We start from the raw sequence: 1,368 nt of genomic DNA on the forward strand, positions 1-1,368 counted from the left end.
CCAGCCGCGCCGTGTGCGCCCGCGCCTCCATCTCGGCGATCTTGAACTGGATCGCCTGGTAGTGCCCGATGTGGTGACCGAACGCGCTCCGCTCGTGGGCGTAGCGCACGCTCTCGTCCACGCAGCCCTGGGCGAGCCCCACCGACAGCGCCGCGATCGCGATGCGCCCCTCGTCGAGGATCCGCAGGAACTGCGCGTACCCCCGTCCACGCTCCCCCACCAGGTTGGCCTCGGGCACCCGGCAGTCCTCGAAGACCAGCTCGTTGGTGTCGGAGGCGTTCCAGCCCACCTTCGAGTACTTCTGCCCGACCGCGAACCCCGGTGTCCCCGAGGGCACCAGGATCGACGAGATCTCCGGCCGCCCGTCCTCACGCCGTCCCGTCACCGCCGTGACCGTCACCAGCGCCGTGATGTCGGTCCCCGAGTTGGTGATGAACGACTTGGTCCCGTTGATCACCCACTCGCCGTCCTCCAGCCGCGCCGTGGTCTTGGTCGCGCCCGCGTCCGACCCGCCGTCCGGCTCGGTCAGCCCGAACGCGCCCAGCGCCTCACCCGAGCACAGCCTGGGCAGGTAGGTCTTCCGCTGCTCCTCGCTGCCGAACCGGAAGATCGGCATCGCGCCCAGCGACACGCCGGCCTCCAGCGTGATCGCCACCGACGAGTCGACCCGGGCCAGCTCCTCCAGGGCCAGGCACAGGGCGAAGTAGTCCCCGCCCATCCCCCCGTACTCCTCCGGGAACGGCAGCCCGAACAGGCCCATCCGCCCCATCTTGGCGATGACCTCGTACGGGAAGGCGTCCCGCTCGTAGAAGTCACCGATCACGGGCGCGACCTCGGTGCGTGCGAACTCCTCGACGGAGGCCCGGAGGTCAGCGTGCTCGGTCGACAGCTCATGGCGGTTCATCGTGTGGTCTCCTCGCTGGTGGCGGGGGTGGGTTCGGACGGGTCGGCGGTGGTGTCCTCCGTCCCGTCGGGTGTGACGGTCACCAGGACGGCGTCCATCGGTACGGACGCGCCCGGTCGGACCGCCACATCGGTGACGGTCCCGTCGATCGGGGAGGGCACGGAGTGCTCCATCTTCATGGCCTCGACGACGGCCAGCGCCGTGCCCGCCGTGACGTGCTGCCCCACCTCGACCGGAACGGCGAGCACCGTGCCCGGCATGGGGCTGCGCACGGTGCCGTCGGCGGCGGCCTCGTCGTCGCGCAGGGCGGCGGCCACGGGCTCCTCGTGCAGGGTCCACGCCACGCCGTCGGCACCCAGCCAGCGGTGGGCGGTGGCCGTGTCGTGGACACGGGTGTAGGAGCGCGTGCGCCCCGCGTGGGTGACGGTCAGCCGCCTGCCGTCGGAGGAACGGCGGGGGGGGGG

At 71.9% G+C, this 1,368-nt stretch carries 2 protein-coding genes; both read right to left on the minus strand.

The genetic code is table 11. From position 1 onward, the window contains the following. Window positions 1–904, minus strand: a 904-nt coding sequence (locus D471_RS0107015; protein ID WP_017597956.1) for an acyl-CoA dehydrogenase family protein, incomplete at its 3' end; no start/stop codon positions are given. Next, window positions 901–1,368, minus strand: a 468-nt coding sequence (locus D471_RS0107020) for an acetyl-CoA carboxylase biotin carboxyl carrier protein subunit (protein WP_026127489.1), incomplete at its 5' end; no start/stop codon positions are given. The genes D471_RS0107020 and D471_RS0107015, both read right to left, overlap by 4 nt.

The organism is Nocardiopsis lucentensis DSM 44048 (genome assembly GCF_000341125.1).
Classification (GTDB): Bacteria; Actinomycetota; Actinomycetes; order Streptosporangiales; family Streptosporangiaceae; genus Nocardiopsis; species Nocardiopsis lucentensis.